At 62.4% G+C, this 16745-nt stretch carries 18 protein-coding genes and 1 pseudogene; 14 read left to right on the top strand and 5 right to left on the bottom strand.

Going from position 1 to position 16745, the window contains the following annotated elements; all coding sequences use genetic code 11:
• Positions 1 to 66: 66 nt before the first annotated feature.
• The 3 genes from AC3IX1_RS11070 to gspG form a co-directional block, all read right to left on the bottom strand.
• On the bottom strand, positions 67 to 681 hold the full coding sequence (locus AC3IX1_RS11070; RefSeq protein WP_489388192.1) for a hypothetical protein: 615 nt from the start codon (positions 679 to 681) through the stop codon (positions 67 to 69).
• Positions 682 to 853: 172 nt separating this feature from the next.
• A complete protein-coding gene (locus AC3IX1_RS11075) occupies positions 854 to 2041 on the bottom strand; it encodes a type II secretion system F family protein (RefSeq protein WP_489388193.1) in 1188 nt (395 codons plus the stop codon).
• A gap of 14 nt (positions 2042 to 2055) precedes the next feature.
• Positions 2056 to 2490 carry a type II secretion system major pseudopilin GspG gene (gene gspG / locus AC3IX1_RS11080; RefSeq protein WP_489388194.1) on the bottom strand — a complete coding sequence of 145 codons (435 nt, stop codon included), beginning with the start codon at positions 2488 to 2490 and terminating at the stop codon, positions 2056 to 2058.
• A gap of 196 nt (positions 2491 to 2686) precedes the next feature.
• Here gspG and AC3IX1_RS11085 point away from each other — a divergent pair, with 196 nt between their 5' ends.
• The 14 genes and pseudogenes from AC3IX1_RS11085 (at position 2687) to AC3IX1_RS11150 (ending at position 14204) form a co-directional block, all read left to right on the top strand.
• The gene (locus AC3IX1_RS11085; RefSeq protein WP_489388195.1) at positions 2687 to 3295 is read left to right on the top strand and encodes a lytic transglycosylase domain-containing protein; all 609 of its coding nucleotides are present in this window, start codon (positions 2687 to 2689) and stop codon (positions 3293 to 3295) included.
• A gap of 200 nt (positions 3296 to 3495) precedes the next feature.
• A complete protein-coding gene (locus tag AC3IX1_RS11090) occupies positions 3496 to 4152 on the top strand; it encodes an SCO family protein (RefSeq protein WP_489388196.1) in 657 nt (218 codons plus the stop codon).
• A gap of 8 nt (positions 4153 to 4160) precedes the next feature.
• A pseudogene (locus AC3IX1_RS11095) lies at positions 4161 to 4379 on the top strand (hypothetical protein); the annotation flags it as partial.
• An 8-nt stretch (positions 4380 to 4387) separates the two neighbouring features.
• Positions 4388 to 5935 (top strand): cytochrome c/ABC transporter substrate-binding protein, encoded by a 1548-nt coding sequence (locus AC3IX1_RS11100; RefSeq protein WP_489388197.1) that lies wholly within the window; start codon positions 4388 to 4390, stop codon positions 5933 to 5935.
• A 369-nt stretch (positions 5936 to 6304) separates the two neighbouring features.
• Entirely contained in the window at positions 6305 to 6838 is a 534-nt protein-coding gene (locus AC3IX1_RS11105) for a response regulator (RefSeq protein ID WP_489388198.1), read from the top strand.
• An 83-nt stretch (positions 6839 to 6921) separates the two neighbouring features.
• Positions 6922 to 8628 carry a GspE/PulE family protein gene (locus AC3IX1_RS11110; protein WP_489388199.1) on the top strand — a complete coding sequence of 569 codons (1707 nt, stop codon included), beginning with the start codon at positions 6922 to 6924 and terminating at the stop codon, positions 8626 to 8628.
• A complete protein-coding gene (locus AC3IX1_RS11115; protein WP_489388200.1) occupies positions 8609 to 9412 on the top strand; it encodes a hypothetical protein in 804 nt (267 codons plus the stop codon). The genes AC3IX1_RS11110 and AC3IX1_RS11115 overlap by 20 nt, the downstream gene beginning before the upstream one ends.
• Position 9413: 1 nt before the next feature.
• Positions 9414 to 9959 (top strand): PilN domain-containing protein, encoded by a 546-nt coding sequence (locus tag AC3IX1_RS11120; protein ID WP_489388201.1) that lies wholly within the window; start codon positions 9414 to 9416, stop codon positions 9957 to 9959.
• On the top strand, positions 9946 to 10494 hold the full coding sequence (locus AC3IX1_RS11125) for a type II secretion system protein M (protein WP_223448902.1): 549 nt from the start codon (positions 9946 to 9948) through the stop codon (positions 10492 to 10494). The genes AC3IX1_RS11120 and AC3IX1_RS11125 overlap by 14 nt, the downstream gene beginning before the upstream one ends.
• A complete protein-coding gene (locus AC3IX1_RS11130) occupies positions 10494 to 11012 on the top strand; it encodes a hypothetical protein (protein WP_489388202.1) in 519 nt (172 codons plus the stop codon). Before AC3IX1_RS11125 ends, AC3IX1_RS11130 begins: the two co-directional genes overlap by 1 nt.
• Positions 11009 to 12835, top strand: a complete 1827-nt coding sequence (locus tag AC3IX1_RS11135; protein WP_489388203.1) for a secretin N-terminal domain-containing protein — start codon at positions 11009 to 11011, stop codon at positions 12833 to 12835. Before AC3IX1_RS11130 ends, AC3IX1_RS11135 begins: the two co-directional genes overlap by 4 nt.
• A gap of 2 nt (positions 12836 to 12837) precedes the next feature.
• Entirely contained in the window at positions 12838 to 13311 is a 474-nt protein-coding gene (locus AC3IX1_RS11140) for a type II secretion system protein (protein ID WP_489388204.1), read from the top strand.
• 4 nt (positions 13312 to 13315) lie between these two features.
• Positions 13316 to 13690: a type II secretion system protein gene (locus AC3IX1_RS11145; RefSeq protein WP_489388205.1), complete on the top strand. Its 375-nt coding sequence runs from the start codon at positions 13316 to 13318 to the stop codon at positions 13688 to 13690.
• Entirely contained in the window at positions 13665 to 14204 is a 540-nt protein-coding gene (locus tag AC3IX1_RS11150; RefSeq protein ID WP_489388206.1) for a type II secretion system protein, read from the top strand. The genes AC3IX1_RS11145 and AC3IX1_RS11150 overlap by 26 nt, the downstream gene beginning before the upstream one ends.
• Positions 14205 to 14612: 408 nt before the next feature.
• Here the strand turns inward: AC3IX1_RS11150 and AC3IX1_RS11155 are convergent, their stop codons facing one another.
• Both AC3IX1_RS11155 and AC3IX1_RS11160 read right to left on the bottom strand, forming a co-directional pair.
• Positions 14613 to 15923 carry an ATP-binding protein gene (locus tag AC3IX1_RS11155; protein WP_489388207.1) on the bottom strand — a complete coding sequence of 437 codons (1311 nt, stop codon included), beginning with the start codon at positions 15921 to 15923 and terminating at the stop codon, positions 14613 to 14615.
• Positions 15920 to 16660, bottom strand: a complete 741-nt coding sequence (locus tag AC3IX1_RS11160) for a response regulator (RefSeq protein ID WP_095946382.1) — start codon at positions 16658 to 16660, stop codon at positions 15920 to 15922. Before AC3IX1_RS11160 ends, AC3IX1_RS11155 begins: the two co-directional genes overlap by 4 nt.
• Positions 16661 to 16745: the final 85 nt, after the last annotated feature.

The raw sequence follows: 16745 nt of genomic DNA on the forward strand, positions 1-16745 counted from the left end.
GACTCACATTGGCCACTGTGGGAGCAAGCAAGCTCGCTCCCACAGGATATTTGTGTTGTATGGGAATCAGCTCCTTTTGTCATCACCGGGCTCGGCATGGACACCACGGTCATCCCCGGGCTCGCCATTGGCATGGACGCCACGGTCATCGCCAGGCTCGCCATTGGCATGGACACCTCGGTCATCGCCGGGCTCGCCATTGGCATGGACGCCATGGTCATCCCCGGGCTCATCATGGGTGCCGCTGCGTCCTGAGGACGAGGCCGTTCCGGAGTGACTCGAACCGCTGTTGGCACTGCCATGGCCACTGTTGCTGCCATGGTCGCCACTATGGCCGCTGCCGCTGTTGCCACCACTGCCGCTTCCACCGTGACTACCGCCGCCGCCGCCGCTGCCACCACCACCGCTGCCGCCGCCTCCACTGCCGCTGCCGCCGCCTCCACTGCCGCTGCCGCCGCCTCCACTGCCGCTGCCGCCGCCTCCACTGCCGCCGCCACCACCGCTACCACCGCCGCCGCCTCCACTGCCGCCGCCACCACCGCTACCACCACCACCGCCGCCACTACCCCCATCCTTGGCCTGAGCACTGGAAACTCCGGACAGGCTGTCCGGAATCAATACGGTAGACGCCGACAGAACCGCGCCAATAGCTACCGCCAGTAAAAGCTTATTGATGAGCATGTCGTTCTCCGTCTTTTTATTCAGATTGGAACGTTGATGAACATTGCAATGTGCTGCTTTTTTCCCGTGGGAACTAGATGAACAGTTCAACGAACCGATTTATTCGACTGGAACGTTGAAAAAGAATACGACGTACAGCCGGACCCGCTTCTAAAGGGGCAGCTCCAAAGGGTCAGTGAATGCTCGAGGCCAGTTCGAAAATCGGGATGTACATCAGGATCACGATCACCCCGATCAACAGGCCGATGAAGGTCATGAGCAGAGGTTCGAACAGCCGCACGAACCATTCGATCCAGCGGCTGATTTCTTCGTCGTAGAAGTCGGCGCTGCGCTCCATCATCTGCCCGAGGTTGCCGGACTGTTCGCCGGCGCGCAGCAGGCGCAGGGACACGGGGGTCACCAGGTGATTGAGCTCCAGCGCGGCAGACAGTGATTGCCCCTCGCGCACCCGGTCGCAGGCCTGGTCCAGGCGCGTGCGGGAAGCGACGGTAAGCAGGCCACGGACCATGCCCATGGCGGTGACCAGAGGGATGCCGCCTTGCAGCAGAATCCCCAGCGAACGGTAGAAGCGCGCCAGCTCATACATGAAGATGCGCTGGTGCACCGCGGGGAGTTTTTCGATCAGGCGGTCCAGCCCCCGACGAAACACCGGCTGGCGCTGGAGCAGGGTGAGGGCGACGATGATTGCCAGCAAGCCCCCGAAGAATTCACCCTGGTGGGCGTGCAGGAACATGCCGCTGCTCATCAGGATCTGCGACATCCACGGCAGGTTCGACCCCAGTCCTTCAAACACCAGGCTGAAGCGCGGTACGACATACCCCATCAGAAACAAAACCACGCCACCGCCCACCACCAGCAACAGCAAGGGGTAGATCGAAGCGCTGATGATCTTCTGGCGAACCTCGTCCATGCGCTGGCGATAGCTGACATAGCGGCCCAGGGCATCGCCCACGGCGCCAGTCTTCTCGCTGGACTGGACCAGCGCCACGTACAGCGGCGGGAAAACCGCCGACAGCTGGCTCAAGGCCTGGGAAAACGATTTGCCCTCGTAAAGCAGGCGGACCAACTCGTTCAAGGTCTTGCGGGCCTGTGGCGCGTTTTCCTTTTCCGCCAGGCTTTCCAGCGCATCGATCAACGGCAGGCCGGCGTTGAGCAGGGTGGTCAGTTCCTGGCTGAACAACACCAGGTTGAACGTCTCGCGCCTGTGCAGGCGCAACGCGCGCCAATGTCGCTCGGCGTGCAGGCTGACCACCCGCAGGCCCTGGTCTTCGGCGATGCGCCTGGCTTCGCTGTGCCCCGGTGCCTCGACGGTCATCGAGACCACACCGGACTTGCCAACGGCCTTGAGGTGAAAGCGCATGGTCGCCATTCCCGTCAGTTCCAGTTGGTGACTTCGGCGTTCTCGCCTTCGCCACCGGGCTGCCCGTCCTTGCCCATGGACAACAGGTCGTACTCGCTGTTTTCACCGGGATAGCGATAGGCGTAGTTGTGGCCCCAGGGGTCTTGCGGGAGTTTTTTCTGCAGGTACGGGCCGGTCCAGCGCGGTTCGTCGGCGGGGGGGGTGACCAGCGCCTGCAAGCCTTGTTCGGTGGACGGGTAATGGCCGACCTCCAGGCGGTAAAGGTCCAGGGCCTTGCTCAAGCCTTCTATCTGCGCCTTGGCCACTTTGACTTCGGAGCGGCCCAGTTGGGCGAAATACTTCGGCGCCACGATGCCGGCCAACAGCCCCAGTACCACCAGCACCACCAACAGTTCGAGCAAGGTGAACCCGCTTTGGGTTCGCCGGGCATAACACAGTCGCTGATTCATGATGACCTCATAACAGTCGGCAGCAGAGTTGCCATGTAATTGCATGCAATTGCCATGCTCACGATTGCTGACCCTTGCGCACCCCCCGTACTACGGGCTTTCTCGCTTACGGCACAGTGCTTGCGTATGGCTGGTGCACGACTGGCCATTGGGGCAATTCCCCCAATTTTCGGGGCCGGGAAGGGGAGGTATAACAATGAAAACACTCACCACCGGGTTGCTGGGTCTCCTTGCATTGGCCGGCGCCGCACAGGCCGATGTGTTTGTCTCCGTGGACGCCAATGGCAGCTACGTCCTGTCCAATGTCCACCGCCCCGGACGCCACTATGAACGGGTGATTCGTGAGCCCGATGCGGCGGTGGTCAGTCTCGATCAGCAACCGCAGATGATCGCCGCGCAACCCTATGCCGAGCTGGTGGCGGCGGCGGCCACGGCCAACGAACTGCCGGCGGCGTTGTTGCACGCAGTGATCAAGACCGAATCCGCCTACAACGCCCGTGCCACCTCACCCAAGGGCGCTCGCGGGCTGATGCAGTTGATGCCCGGCACCGCCCGCGAAATGGGTGTGACCAATGTCTACGACCCCAAGGCCAACATCCAGGGCGGCGCCCGCTATCTCAAGCGCCTGATGACGATGTTCGACAACGATATCCGCCTCGCCGTGGCGGCCTATAACGCCGGCCCGCAAGCGGTGCTCAGCCGGGGCAATGTGGTCCCGCCGTTCGCCGAGACCCAGCGTTATGTGCCCAGCGTGCTGAACCAGTATCGGCGTTTGCAGGGGTTGCCCGCGGATGCGCCGCTTTGATCGACAGCCCGGGGAATTTTTCCCCAAAAGTGGGGAATGATGGCCCCGGCAAAAAAGTGGGGGGATTGGGTGGGGTAAATCCCCCGACCTATCAAGTCGTAATTATAACAAACTGATTAATAACGTATTTTTTTGTGGCATGCGGATTGCTCCGGTCGATTTGTCGAGAAGTGGCGATACACCACCAAGAGGAAACTGACATGGACCGATTCGCGCATCGCGGCCTGCTGACGTTCTGCCTGTTGGCCTTCGGTATCGACCAGGTGCTGGCTCACTCGGCGGACGAGCACACCGGGCACGACATGGCGGCCAGCACCGCTAGCCCGGAGATCGCCCGGATCAGGTTTGCCGATGTGACCCTGCTGGACCAGGATGGCAAGGTCGTCAGCCTGGAAAAAGACCTGGTGAGCAACAAGATCGTGGTCATGGGCTTCATCTACACCAATTGCACCACGGTCTGCCCGGTGGTGTCCTCGATCATGGGCAGGGTGCAGAAACAGTTGGGCGCGCGGGTCGGCACCGAGGTGCAACTGGTGTCGATCAGCATCGACCCGCAGCGTGATGATCCCCAACACCTGAGCGACTACGCCCGCACCTTCCAGAAGGGGCCGGGCTGGAGCTGGCTGACCGGTTCGCCGCAGTCGGTCGATGCCACCCTCAAGGGCCTGGGTGCCTACAGCGGTGGCTTCGAGAACCACTCGCCGATGATTCTGGTGGGGGACGGCAACAACCGTTCCTGGACCCGCTACTACGGTCTCACCGAAGCGACGGAGTTGGCCCGGGCCGTCGAGAGGCTCAGAGGCGAACGCAACGCCCACGCCAAGCACACCGCCATCGCCATGGAGCATCAGCCATGAGCGCCATCGACAGGAAAACCTGCTTCCCCGACACACCCTTGCAGGACCAGAACGGCAGCACCTTTATCTCCCTTACCAGTGATCCGCTGCGCAACACCCCGGCGGTACTCAAGGCTTGCACCTTGAAACAGGGCATCAATGGGCCCCACTGGTTTTTTCTTACCGACGACAAGGTGCAAATGGACCTTGTATGGGGTCGCATTGGCCAGGTCGTGCCGGTCGCTGAGCCACGGCCATGAATACTGCCCTCGTCCTTGGCCTGCTGCTCTTCGGCAGCCTCGCGCTCACCGCCCAGGCGCTGCCGCTGAGCCTCAGCGAAAGTGCCGGTAAACGCTTGTACCACGAAGGCGTGTCGGCCAGCGGCGAACCGGTCATGGTCCGGGTCGGCGCAGCGGGCATGCTGCCGGCCACCCGCCTGCCGTGCGCCAGTTGTCATGGCGAAGATGGCCACGGGCGCCCGGAGGGTGAGGTGCGACCGCCGGACCTGCGCTGGTCGCGACTGGCCAACAGCCATGGCCAGCAGCACATCAACGGTCGCAGTTATCCGGCCTACAGCGAAATCACCCTGGCGCGGGCGGTGCAGGAGGGGCGCGACCCGGGCAACAATCGGCTCGATCCGACGATGCCACGGTTCGTGTTGTCGATGATCGATCAACGCAACCTCACGGCGTACCTCAAGCGCCTGGCCGAAGACGGCGACCCGGGCCTGGCCCCCGACAGTCTGCACCTGGGCACGTTGTTGCCGGGTTCCGGACCCTTGGGCGAGGAGGGCATCACGGTGGCGGCGGTGCTCAACGGCTGCGTGGCGCGCATCAACGCGGCGGGCGGAATTCATGGCCGGCAATTGCGCCTGACCATCCTCGACCCCGGCGTCGACCGCGCCAGTGCCGAAAAGGCGCTGGACCGGTTGATCGATGAAGAGCAGGTGTTTGCCCTGATCGCACCGATGGCGCCGGCATTGGACGTGAGCTTCGCCGTGCGTCTGGAACAGGCGGGCATTCCCCTGATCGGGCCGCTGTCCTTGCAGGGCACGCCCCACACCAGCCGGCAGATATTCGAACCGCTGCCGGGCCTTCGCGAGCAATTGATCGCCCTGGCCGACTACGCCAGGGCCAGCCTGCGGGTGCTTCAGGGGCCGACGCTGATTGCCTACCCGGACGAACCCGGCCAACGGCTGGCGGCGCAGGAACTCGGCAGGTACTTGCAGGGGCGCGCCTGGCAAAAGGTGAGCCTGCAAGCCTATGACCCGGCCGGGGATGATTTTCCCTTGGGGTCGCGCTCGGTGTTTTACCTGGGCAGCAGCAGCGGCTTCAGTCGTCTGGCCGAGCGCTTGCAAACGGCGGGGCAGGTGCCTTACCTGTTCGCCGCTTCGAACCAGGTGGCGGGCAATCTGACGCAGGTGCCCAGCGGATTTTCCCGGCGGGTGTTCCTGGCCTTTCCGTTCGTGCCCAGCGACTGGACCCTGGCCGGGCGCCTGGCCTTGACCCAGTTGCGCGAACATCAGGGCCTCGGCGGCCAGCACGCGGTGCTGCAAGTGGGCGCGTTCAGTTCGATGATGCTGCTCAGCGAAGGCATGAAGCAGGCCGGGCGCAATGCCAGTCGCGAGAAGCTGGTCAGTGCCCTGGAAGGCCTGCGTGACTTCGATACCGGGCTGACGCCGCTGATGAGCTTTGGTCCGGGCCGGCGCCTGGGCTTGAGCGGTGCCCATATCGTCACGGTGGATCTGCCGGACCAGCGTTTCTATCTGGTCGCCCCCTATAAACCCATTGCTGCCACGCCGTGACCTGAGGCCGATCATGAAACTCGATACCACCCGGTGCAGACGCTTCCACTGTCGAAACCGCAGGGCTACGCTTAACCGGGATGAGGGCGTCGGCGCCATTGCGCTCACGCAATCGAATCGAATCGAACGGATTGACGATCAATAGGGGGTTTCCCCAACAGTGGGGGGAAAAGTTCAGTGCCAATCAGGTCGCTTTCCCCGTTTTTGGGGGATGGAATTGCGGTACGAAAAGGCATTGTTTTTTAAATTCAAGGACATGAAGTCCTAAAATTACCGGCGCCCGGCCTGGCATGAAGTGTGCGTTAGTCCTGTCAGGGCGCGCACTCCGTCAGGTTCAAAACCCGGACCTGCGGTTTCAAGGAGTCCACCTTGTTAAACAAAGTACTGGTTGTTGATGACGAACAGTTGCTGGCGGAGAACCTCCAGGGTTACCTGCAGGCGCAAGCACTGGAAGTCCGGATTGCCCACGACGGCGCGCAAGGAATCGCTGAAGCTGACGATTTCGCGCCCGATGTGATGGTGTTCGATTACCGCTTGCCCGATATGGAAGGCTTTCAGCTGCTCGATACCGTCCGCCAGAACAGGAAGTGTCATTTCGTGCTGATCACAGGGCACCCCACCGCGGAAGTTTGTGAGCGGGCCCGGCAACTGGGCGTCAGCCATATCCTGTTCAAGCCGTTTCCATTGGCGGAATTGGCCCGTGCAGTGCTTGATCTTCTAGGGGTAAAGCGCGAACCCAAAGCGGGGGTGGGCACTTGCGAAGGCTTTGTCGAACGACGCCAGAGCAGGACCGAGAGTTTCCCGCTGCAGTTGTACGACGGTAGTTGGGTGTTGGCAGATCGCCGAAAAAGTACATCGGCCTCCAAGGCGCCAGACGACGAACAATTGCTCACCGGGGAGTAGTGGCGCGACAAGACGTTCCGGCCTCCGCCGAATGGCTCGCCGCGCCGACAGGGCCCAAAGCCCCGGGCGTTGGAGAGCAAGCCATGGACCGTCTATCCCTTGCCGTAGAACCGGCGCAACCGGAATGTGCACCGACTCGTTTCAGCAGTGAACAACTGGCCCAGGCCCGAGCCCTGGCCACCAGTTCCGGCGAGCGGATGCTGGACGCCCTGGGGGGACTGTGCGAACTGGCTCCGATGCCTTTCATTCAATGCCTCGGCGTAACCCTGCACTACCCGGTGCTCGACACCGACAGCCTGTTCAATTCCACCCCGGTGTTCGACCGGGTGACCCTTGCCCAATGCCTCAAGCGTGAATTCATCCTGCTGCGTCATAACGATGCGGTCATCGGTGTGTTCGCCGACCCCTTCGACAGTGCACGCCTGGCCTGGATCGATGAATGCCTGCAGGGCGCGCCGCTGTACCTGGTGCATGCCGATGACCTCAAGGCCTACCTGGCGCGTCACGAAGAAAGCTTCCATGCGGTGGAGTCGCTCAACGCCCAGAGCGACGCCGGCGCCGAAATCGATAACCTGCAAAGCCTGTCCCTGACCAGCATCAGCGAAGACTCCAGCGTCGTGGTCAAACTGGTCAACTCGACCCTGTACGACGCGCTGAAAATGCACGCCAGCGACATCCACCTCGGCACCACCGGCAACGGCCTGGTGATCAAGTACCGGATCGACGGTGTGCTCAATAACATCAGCAAGATCCAGGGCAACGAATTCGCCGAGCAAGTGATTTCCCGGGTCAAGGTCATGGCCGAACTGGACATCGGCGAAAAACGCGTGCCCCAGGATGGCCGCTTCAAGATCGGCATCAGCGGCCGGCAGATCGACTTCCGGGTGTCGATCATGCCGAGCATTTTCGGGGAAGACGCGGTGCTGCGGGTTCTCGACAAACAGGACCTCGCCGACAAAGTCTGCGGCGTGCAGTTGCAGGCCCTGGGCTTTGAAGAAGAAACCCTGCGCCAGCTGCGCCGGCTGGCCGCCGAACCCTACGGCATGGTGCTGGTGACCGGGCCGACCGGTAGCGGCAAGACCACCACCCTGTACGCGATGATCACCGAGATCAACCACGGCGTGGACAAGATCATCACCATTGAAGACCCGGTGGAGTACCAGCTGCCGGGCGTGCTGCAGATCCCTGTCAACGAGAAGAAAGGCCTGACCTTCGCCCGGGGGCTGCGCTCGATCCTGCGCCATGACCCGGACAAGATCATGGTCGGTGAAATCCGCGACCCGGACACTGCACAGATCGCCGTGCAATCGGCGCTCACCGGTCACCTGGTGTTCACCACCATCCACGCCAACAACGTGTTCGACGTGATCGGCCGATTCACCCAGATGGAAATCGATCCCTACAGCCTGGTCTCGGCACTCAATGCCGTGCTGGCCCAGCGCTTGATCCGCCTGGTCTGCACCCACTGCAGCAGCCCTTACAGCCCGACCCAAGAAGAGCTGGAGGTCTCGGGGCTGGATCCGCAAAAGGTCGCTCACTACCAGTTCGTCCACGGCAAGGGCTGCGGGCATTGCCGGGGCACCGGTTATCGCGGGCGTAGCGCGATTGCCGAATTGCTGCATCTGGACGACGAATTGCGGCAAATGATCGTCGAGCGCCAGCCCATTTCGAAAATCAAGGCGCACGCCTGCAAACGTGGCTTGCGCCTGTTGCGCGAGTCGGCGCTGGAGATGGTGGAACAAGGCCGGACGACGCTCGAGGAGATCAACCGTGTCACTTTTATCTCGTGAGCAATTTGTCGCCGTGCTCGGCGCCAGCGGTGTTGGCCTGGGGCAACGCCAAGGCGCTGCAACCCACTGGCTGGGCAGCGTCGGCTACATCGACGAAGGCTTCCAGGCCTGGACGGTGGCCCTCGATACTCTCGACCGTTTGCTCGGCGAACACAGCGTTGCCAAGGCGGAACTGACCGTAGTGATTTCCGGGCACTTCAGCCGCTATTGCCTGGTGCCCTGGAGTGAGCAGATCAGCACCCCGGCCGAATTGCAGGGCTTCGCCCAACTGTGTTTCGAAGACCTCTACGGTGCCCCGATGCAGCCCTGGAGCCTGGTGCTCTCGGCCGAGCCCGCCGGTTACGACCGCATCGCCACTGCACTGCCACAGGACTTGCTCGAACGCCTGCGCGCCCTGGTCAGCGCTCGCGGTTTGCGCCTGCGTTCGGTGCAGCCGTACCTGATGGCGGCGTTCAACCATTTCGATAAAAGCTTTGAGGCCGGGGACTTCCTGTTCGTGGTCGCCGAACCGGTACGCAGCGTGTTGCTGCTGGCCCGGGAAGGGCGCTGGACCTCGGTGCGTTCGGTGGGCAGCAGCGACAGCGATACCGCGCTGACCGCGCTGATCGGTCGTGAAAACCAGTTGCAAGCGTCCACCAGCGAACGGCCGTTGAATGTCTACCTGCATGCACCGGCGCGCATCGATTCGCCTCCCGACGTGCCCGGTGTGCATCTGCGCACCCTCGAAGAAGACCGGACAGCCGTACGCGATTGCCTGTACCTCATGTCTCGGGCGGTGGCCTGACATGCGCCCCCTGATGCTCGACTTTCAGCCGCGCCGCCGTGCAGGCCCCTTGGGCTGGAGCCTGCTGGCCGGTGGCGTGGTGCTGACATTGACTTGCCTGATGGTGCAACAGCACCTGAGCAACGAGGCCGAACAGCAGCAAGGCCACCTGCAAACCACCCAGCGGGTGCTCACCGGCGATACCGGCAGCAAGCTCAGCCTGACCCCGGCGCAAATTCGCGAGCAGGCGCAGAACCTGGCGGAAATGCGCAAGGTCTCCCAGCAGTTGCGCCGCCCCTGGGAGCGCCTGTTCGCCACCCTCGAAGCCATGCCGCGGGACAACATCGCCCTGCTTACCCTGACCCCGGACGCTCGCAAGGGCCAGGTGCGGATCAGCGCCGAGGCGCTGGACCTGGACGCCATGCTCGATTTCCACCGCCGCCTCGAAGCCAGCGACGAGCTGTCAGACGTGTCGCTGTTGAGCCACGAAATTGTCGCCAACGTGCCGGAACACCCGGTGCAGTTCAACCTGTCGGCCACCTGGGAGATCGGCGATGCAAATCCATAAATTGATCGTCCACGAATACCTGCAAGGCCTGGGCGTTCCGGGGCTGGCAGGGATGGCCATGTTGGTGCTGGCGCTGAGCTATGGCCTGGTGGGGCTGCTGCCGGACTGGGAATCGCTGCAAAGCCTCAGCCAGCAGACTCGCGAAGCCACCGAGTACCTGGCCAAGGTCGAAGACGGCAGCGTGGCCGCGCCGGTGGTGCCGCAGCGCCAGCTCGACGATTTCCGCAGCAAGTTGCCGTCCCAGCCCCAGGCCACTGTGGCCATCGACAAGATCTACGCCCTGGCCGCCCAGGAACGCATCACCTTGTCCCGGGGTGAATACTCCCTGGGCGTGGACCCCAAGACGCACCTGGCCCGTTATCAGATTCTGTTGCCGGTACGTGGCAGCTATCCGCAACTGCGACGTTTCCTGCACGCCTTGCTCGGCCAGTTGCCGGCGGTGGTGCTCGAGGATGTGGAGCTTTCGCGCAAGAATATCGCCGATACCGACCTGACCGGGCGGATCCGCATGACCCTTTACCTGTCGAGGTCATGATGAATACCAAGCGAGTGGCGGGTTGGGTGGCGTTCTTCGGTGTAGCGGCAGCGCTCGCCTGGCTCCCCGAATACTTCAAGCAGGCCGACGACAGCGACCTTGCGGTGGCCACCGTGGCTACCCCGGCCAAGGGCAAGACCCCTGGCGCATCGACGGCTGCATCGAGCGCCGCTGCACCAGCGCCGATCAAGGACCTGAGCCCGGCAGGCGACCTGTTCGCCGCCCGTAGCTGGATAGCGGCGCCGACCCCTGGTGCCGTCACTGAACAACCGGTAGTCGTTACTCCGGTGGTGCAAGTCCCCACAGCACCACCCTTGCCCTTCCAGTTTGTCGGCCGGCTGCATGACCGTTCCGATCTGCAGGTGTTCTTGCAGAGCGGCGAAAAAATATACGTCGTGCGCAAAGGGGATGTCATCGACGAAACCTGGCGGATCGAGCGGATTTCCAATAAGGAACTGAGCCTGGTCTACCTGCCTCTGCATTTGGCGCAGACTTTGTCTGTGGGGAGTACGGAATGAGCAAATCCCGTTTGCTGATGAGCCTTTGTCTTTGCGCAGGGCTGGCCGCATGCAGTTCGGCGCAGGTTGCCAGGGATGAAGCTTCCGCCCTGATCGAATCGGGCCAGTACGAAGCCGGTCTGGCCCGCATCGAAGAGGGATTGCGCGAAAACCCTCGCGATACCGAACTGCACATGGCCCTCAACAACGGACGGGCTCTCGCCGTGAAGGCGCTGCTGGCCCAGGCCGACATGGACCGCACCCAGCGTAATTTCGCCGGAGCCCGCATGACTTACAGCCGGGTCTTGAACATCGAACCGAACAACCGTCGTGCCCAGGATTCCCTGCGCCAGCTCGACTATCTGCGCAGCATGGATGAGAAACTCGAACTGGCCCGTGGCGACCTGCGTCGCGGTGATATCTACGGTGCCGACCGCCAGGTCAAACAGATTCTCGAACTGGACCCGAAGAACGACGGCGCCATGGAGCTGCAAGACAGCATCCGCCTGGTGCAGAGCCGCAACGTGGTGCAGTACCCGCAGTTACGTACGCGCCTGGACCGGCCGGTGACCCTGGAATTTCGCGATGCCAACCTCAAGACCATTTTCGAAGTACTGTCCCAGGTCGCCGGCCTGAACTTCATCTTCGACAAGGACCTGCGCCCGGACATGAAAGCCACGATCTTCGTACGTGACGTGCGTATCGAAGACGCCGTGGAGCTGCTGCTGCAACAGAACCAGCTGCATCAGAAAGTGGTGAATGAAAACACCGTGCTGATCTACCCGGACTCGCCGCAGAAGATCAAGGATTACCAGGAACTGGTGATGCGCACCTTCTACCTGACCAGCATCGATGCCAACACGGCGCTGAACATGATCAAGACCATGCTCAAGACCCGCGACGTGTTCGTCGACGAGCGCCTCAACACCCTGACCATGCGCGATACCGGTGACGCGGTGCGCATGGCGGAAAAACTCCTGCAATCGCAGGATCAGTCCAACCCGGAAGTGGTGCTGGAAGTGGAAGTGATGGAAGTCGCCCGTCAACGCATTCTCGACCTTGGCCTGCAATGGCCCAACACCTTCGGCGTGGTCAACAGCGACGGGTCGGCGGTGACCCTTCTCGATCAGCTCAAGGGCATCAACTCCGGCCGCATCACGATCTCGCCATCGCCCCAGGCCAAGATCAATGCCCAGGACAAGGACATCAATACCCTGGCCAGCCCCGTGATTCGGGTCAGCAACCGCGAACAGGCGCGCATCCACATCGGTCAGCGCGTGCCGATCATCAGCGCCACCTCGGTGCCTTCGACCCAGGGCCCGGTGATCACCGAAAGCGTGACCTACCTCGACGTCGGTCTGAAGCTCGAAGTGCAGCCCATCGTGCACCTGAACAACGAAGTGGCGATCAAGATCGCGCTGGAAGTCAGTAACGCCACGCCGCTGACGCCGACCGCTCAGGGCACCATTCCGGTCCAGGTCGATACCCGCAACGCCCAGACCACCTTGCGTCTGCATGACGGCGAAACCCAGATCCTCGCAGGGCTCGTGCGCAACGACCACGGCGCCACCGGCAACAAGATTCCCGGCCTTGGCGACATTCCCGGCCTGGGTCGCCTGTTCGGCAGCAACAGGGACGACGTCATCAAATCCGAACTGGTGCTGTCGATCACTCCGCGGATTGTGCGCAACCTGCCGTACCAGAGCCCGTCGGACATGGAGTTCCAGACCGGTACCGAAACCAGCATGCACATCCAGGCACCGGACCGCTCGATGAGCACGACGGTTCAGGCCAACCCCATGAACGCTCCGATCGCCACCACCGTTACCGTTGGGAAGCCTTGATCATGAACGCCTCGCAACGCGGTTTTACCCTGGTCGAAGTCGTGGTGACGCTCGCCCTGGTCGGCCTGCTGGCCGGCATGGCCGCACCGCTGACCGAGACCGTGGTGCGCCGGGGCAAAGAGCAGGACCTGCGGACCGCGCTGTACCAGATCCGCGATGCCATCGACGCTTACAAACAAGCCTTCGACGCCGGCTACATCGAGAAATCGCTCGACAGCAGCGGCTACCCGCCGAACCTGCAAGTACTGGTCGAGGGTGTGCGTGACACGCGCAGCCCCAAGGGCGCCAAGTTCTACTTCCTGCGGCGCATCCCCCGTGACCCGCTGGCAGTCGTCAAGCGTGACGACGAGGGCGGCTGGGGCCTGCGTTCCTATGACAGTTCGGCTGAGAACCCCCGCGAGGGCCAGGACGTCTTTGACGTTTACTCCAAGGCACGCGGCAAGGGTCTCAATGGCATCGCCTACCGAGAGTGGTGAGCATATGCGTCGGCAAAAGGGTTTTACCCTGATTGAATTGATGGTGGTCCTGGCAATCATCGCGACCCTGATGACGATCGCCTTGCCACGCTACTTCAGCAGCCTGGAGGCTTCCAAAGAGACCACCTTGCACCAGAGCCTGTCGTCCATGCGCGAGGCACTGGATCACTATTACGGGGACACCGGGCGATATCCCGATTCCATCGAACAGCTGGTCGAACTGCGCTACTTGCGTAACCAGCCGCTTGACCCGATTTCCGAGCGCAAGGACACCTGGGTCCTGGTCGCGCCACCGGATGGCGTGGCGGGCGGGGTGGCCGATATCAAGAGTGGGGCCAGCGGGAGGGCGCGAGATGGCAGCCTGTATTCCGAGTGGTAGACCTTCGAACCAGGGTGGCTTTACCTACCTGGGTGTGCTGTTTCTGGTCGTCGTGATAGGCATGGGCCTGGCCAGTGCCGGCGAGTTGTGGGCCACCGCTTCGCGCCGGGATCGCGAAAACCAATTGCTCTGGGCCGGTACGCAGTATGCCCAGGCGTTGCGCAGCTATTACCGCAGTTCGCCCGGTATGGCCCAGTACCCGAAAGAACTCACGGACCTGTTGCAGGACGAGCGTTTCCCGACGGCCAGGCACCATCTGCGGCAGTTGTACCCGGAGCCGATGACAGGTGGCGAGTGGGAGCTGATGCGCGATTTCGACGGGCGGATCAGCGGTGTGTACTGCCCGTCCGAGCAGAAGCCGCTCAAGCAAGAGAACTTCCCCAGCCAGTGGGCGGACTTCAAGGGCATGGCCAGCTACAAGGACTGGCAGTTCGTGGCCGAGAAAGTCTCCCTCGAAGATACCGGCGGGCCGCCGAAAGAACAGGCCACCGGGCCCCAGGCATTGCAGCCTTGAGCCTTGCTCGCGATGGCGGCCTTGCAACCAACGACAATCCTTTGGCTCACACCACAGGAATTTGTGGATGTCAGGGAAGGTTGTAGGACCAGGAGTGAGGCTACACCGCCTTGCGTCGTTGCCTACAACTACGCCAGAGTCCGCCGGCTTGTGGGCCTTGGACCCTGACTCTATCGTTACCGGGTCGCTGCAAATTCAGCGATCGGGTTTCGCAGCCCAGGTTAATCAAGGCGCTCAGCGCCACCGTTTCCTTGCAGTTGGCGCTTTTGTTCGCCCACTGTTTTGCGTTATGGCGGCTGTGCGCGGGAGACTTTCGGGTCTGCCGGGTTCCTTGCCAGCGATGGCGGCCTCCCAGCCAACCATGTTCTACGCCTTGTCCACCATCCTCTCCCCCAAAGCCAATCCCTCCTACCCCGGCAATCTCAGCTCCGCACACAACCCGCCACCCTCACGATTGCTCAGGATCAACGCCCCACCAATTGCGATCGCCAATTGCTGTGCAATCGCCAACCCCAACCCGGTACCGCCGGTGCTGCGATTGCGGGAGTTTTCCACGCGGTAGAACGGTTCCATCACTTGCTTGAGTTCTTCCTCGGCGATCCCCGGACCACGGTCGAGGATCCTGATCGACAGGTTGCCATCGGCCCGTTTTTCCACCTGCAATTCAGCTGCACCGGCAAACTTCAATGCGTTGTCCGTCAGGTTGACCAGCACCCGGCGCAAGGCGTGGGGGCGGGTGTCGATGACGGCTGCGCTCTTGCCAGTGAGTTGAACGTCCTTGCCCACGTCCTGATAGTCGAACACCAGGCTGTCGAGGAACGAGTCGAGGTCGGTGCGGCGGCTTTCTTCGGTGGCGCCGTGGATGCTGCGGGCGTAGGCCACGCCTTCGCGCACCAGGTGTTCCATCTCGTCCAGGTCGTTCCACAGTTTGTCTTTTTCGCTGGAGTCGTCCATGAACTCTGCGCGCAGTTTCATGCGGGTGATCGGGGTTTGCAGGTCGTGGGAGATTGCCGCGAGCAGCTGCATGCGTTCCTTCAGGTACGCCGCGATGCGTGCCTGCATCGAGTTGAAGGCCTTGGCGGCGTGGGCGACTTCGGTCGGGCCTTTTTCGTCCAGGAGTACTGGGTGCGCGTTGGGGTCCAGGGTTTCGACGGCACCGGCGAGGCGGGTGAGGGGGCGGATGGCGATTCTGACCGCCAGCCAGGAGCAGGCCAGCATCAACGCCAATTGTCCGAGCAACACGATGGGCAGCCAGGGCGACAACGGCACCATCGCCGGGCGAACGTCGATGGTCAGGGGGCTGCCATCCGCCAGGTTCAAGTGGACTTGAAAATGTTTTTTCGGCCCGGGAATGTCGGTGAAGGTCATCGGGTAATCGTGGCCGATGGCGTCCTTGATCGAGGCAATGGCAATGGGCGCATCGGGCATGTCGGTGCGGATGGGCGTGCCCGGCGAGCCCTCATTGAGCATGTAGCTGTAATTGCGCCGCTCCAGTTGTTTGAGCCAAGCGGCTCGCTCATCGGCGGGCAAGCGGTCGAGGATGGCAACGGAGGTGGAAACGTCGGTTTCCAGGTTGCCGAGCATGGTGTTTTTCGAGGACTCGTAGCGTTCGTAGTACTGCGCGCCGAAGGACAGCGCCTGGGCGAGGATCAGGCCGATCAGGAAAATCAGCGACAGCCGCGAGGCCAGGGTCCGCGGCCAATGCAGCGCCAGGGTCATGATTGATCGCCCAGGATTTCCACCGGCAGGGAAAACACATAGCCTTCGCTGCGCACGGTCTTGATGTAGGCCGGTTCACGGGCGTCGTCGAGCAAGCGCTGGCGCAGGCGACTGACCAACAGGTCGATGGAACGGTCGAACAGGTCGGCGTCGCGGCCCTGGGTCAGGTTGAGCAATTGATCGCGGTTGAGCACCCGTTGCGGATGGTCGAGAAACACCCGCAGCAATCGATATTCGGCACCGCTCAGGGCCACCATGGTGCCGTCTTCATCCAGCAGGTGACGGGCCGAGGTGTCCAGGCGCCAACGGCCGAAGGCCAACAGCCGGCTGGCTTCGGTCACCACCAGGTTTGGCGGCAGCATGCGCGTGCGTCGCAGCACCGCGTTGATCCGCGCCAGCAGCTCACGGGCGGCGAATGGCTTGACCAGGTAGTCGTCGGCGCCCATTTCCAGGCCGAGGATACGATCGGTTTCATCGTTGCGGGCGGTGAGCATCAGCACTGGCGTGGCCTTGTGCTTGCCGGCGCGCAATTCGCGGCAGAGCACCAGGCCATCGTCCCCCGGCATCATGATGTCCAGCACGATCAGGTCCACCGGAGTGGTTTCCAGAAACGCGCGCATCTGCCGTCCATCCGCCACGACCGTGGTGCGCAGGCCGTTCTTCTTCAGGTAGTTGCCAACCAGTTCGCGGATTTCGCGGTCATCGTCAACGATGAGGATGTGATCAACGTGGTCCATTGGGCCAAACCTCTGGTAAATGGGGAATGCCACACAGTCTATCGAGCCTGGGCGGGCTCGCCTGCCGCCCTTTGTATTGCAGTGT

It is taken from the genome of Pseudomonas sp. KH_046_2, from assembly GCF_057838985.1.

What these genes read in the sequence shown, in the direction of transcription:
- AC3IX1_RS11075 (WP_489388193.1), bottom strand. Translation starts at nt 2,041, where the DNA reads ATGCGCTTTCACCTCAAGGCCGTTGGCAAGTCCGGTGTGGTCTCGATG.
- AC3IX1_RS11130 (WP_489388202.1), top strand. Translation starts at nt 10,494, where the DNA reads ATGAATACCAAGCGAGTGGCGGGTTGGGTGGCGTTCTTCGGTGTAGCG.
- AC3IX1_RS11120 (WP_489388201.1), top strand. Translation starts at nt 9,414, where the DNA reads ATGCGCCCCCTGATGCTCGACTTTCAGCCGCGCCGCCGTGCAGGCCCC.
- AC3IX1_RS11090 (WP_489388196.1), top strand. Translation starts at nt 3,496, where the DNA reads ATGGACCGATTCGCGCATCGCGGCCTGCTGACGTTCTGCCTGTTGGCC.
- AC3IX1_RS11145 (WP_489388205.1), top strand. Translation starts at nt 13,316, where the DNA reads ATGCGTCGGCAAAAGGGTTTTACCCTGATTGAATTGATGGTGGTCCTG.
- AC3IX1_RS11135 (WP_489388203.1), top strand. Translation starts at nt 11,009, where the DNA reads ATGAGCAAATCCCGTTTGCTGATGAGCCTTTGTCTTTGCGCAGGGCTG.
- gspG (WP_489388194.1), bottom strand. Translation starts at nt 2,490, where the DNA reads ATGAATCAGCGACTGTGTTATGCCCGGCGAACCCAAAGCGGGTTCACC.
- AC3IX1_RS11100 (WP_489388197.1), top strand. Translation starts at nt 4,388, where the DNA reads ATGAATACTGCCCTCGTCCTTGGCCTGCTGCTCTTCGGCAGCCTCGCG.
- AC3IX1_RS11160 (WP_095946382.1), bottom strand. Translation starts at nt 16,660, where the DNA reads ATGGACCACGTTGATCACATCCTCATCGTTGACGATGACCGCGAAATC.
- AC3IX1_RS11125 (WP_223448902.1), top strand. Translation starts at nt 9,946, where the DNA reads ATGCAAATCCATAAATTGATCGTCCACGAATACCTGCAAGGCCTGGGC.
- AC3IX1_RS11155 (WP_489388207.1), bottom strand. Translation starts at nt 15,923, where the DNA reads ATGACCCTGGCGCTGCATTGGCCGCGGACCCTGGCCTCGCGGCTGTCG.
- AC3IX1_RS11085 (WP_489388195.1), top strand. Translation starts at nt 2,687, where the DNA reads ATGAAAACACTCACCACCGGGTTGCTGGGTCTCCTTGCATTGGCCGGC.
- AC3IX1_RS11070 (WP_489388192.1), bottom strand. Translation starts at nt 681, where the DNA reads ATGCTCATCAATAAGCTTTTACTGGCGGTAGCTATTGGCGCGGTTCTG.
- AC3IX1_RS11110 (WP_489388199.1), top strand. Translation starts at nt 6,922, where the DNA reads ATGGACCGTCTATCCCTTGCCGTAGAACCGGCGCAACCGGAATGTGCA.
- AC3IX1_RS11140 (WP_489388204.1), top strand. Translation starts at nt 12,838, where the DNA reads ATGAACGCCTCGCAACGCGGTTTTACCCTGGTCGAAGTCGTGGTGACG.
- AC3IX1_RS11150 (WP_489388206.1), top strand. Translation starts at nt 13,665, where the DNA reads ATGGCAGCCTGTATTCCGAGTGGTAGACCTTCGAACCAGGGTGGCTTT.